Here is an 855-nt window from a genome sequence, read left to right on the forward strand (position 1 = left end):
TGGGGAGCAGTCCTTATGGTTTGTTTGTTAGAGGCAAGGCTTGGGATTCAGATGACATACTATTTCGGGCTTTTTATAACGCATCAAGTAACTGTGTCTTCTCAAAACCCATTTCTTTGCATAAGGCATTTATATCAATTATAAATAAGTCATATGTGTTCTCTGCATTAACTTCTAAGTATCCATATATTTTGTTCTTTTTTGAATATTCAAAATCACCCAACGTGTATCCAACCCCCATAAAGTTTTTATGGTTTGAAAACACAAACGCCGGTAGTCTGTCTTTAAACTCCTGGGCTATATCCTTTACCTTCGTCATCTTATCATCATGTTCGTTCATGATGCTTAAAATGTTTTTCCCAATCACTTTTAACTCATCCTCAGTAAAATAATGCCGCATAAACTCAGATTTTAAAATTGTGAAAAAACCCACAAATATCATCCCCATTCCTGATTTGTTTGAGATTCTGCCTTTAATATCATTATAGGACCCGATAAGTGCATTTATATTTGCTAACGAAAAAGTAATCCATTCTTTGCCAACATGTCCGAATGTTTCCAAAACAGCACCATAGCCATTTTTTATGAAATTCATATATTCTTCTTCAGATATATAAGACTCACCAATTGGCTGAAGAAAAGTTACATCGGATTTTATCTCAATGCATCTTCTGTAAACGCCTCTTGTCTTTACACGCTTTGAAACAGTGCTATCTACTAAAGTCTCAAGATTCTGTTCCGCACTCGTAATCATCACCCCGTTATAATGGTTGGTTGGTTTTAAAATTGGATGGTGGTGGATATCAGAGAATATAATGATAACATTTAACCGGCACAATTTTACGCCGGTTGCCG

1 protein-coding gene is annotated in these 855 nt (G+C 35.6%); it reads right to left on the reverse strand.

Translation table 11 applies throughout. The annotated features are described in order from the left end of the window. Window positions 1-73: 73 nt before the first annotated feature. Window positions 74-855: hypothetical protein (locus tag H7844_16065; protein ID MEO5358792.1), on the reverse strand; the 782-nt coding region annotated here is incomplete at its 5' end.

The sequence above is a fragment of the Nitrospirae bacterium YQR-1 genome (assembly GCA_039908095.1).
In the GTDB taxonomy this organism is placed as follows: Bacteria; Nitrospirota; Thermodesulfovibrionia; order Thermodesulfovibrionales; family Magnetobacteriaceae; genus Magnetomonas.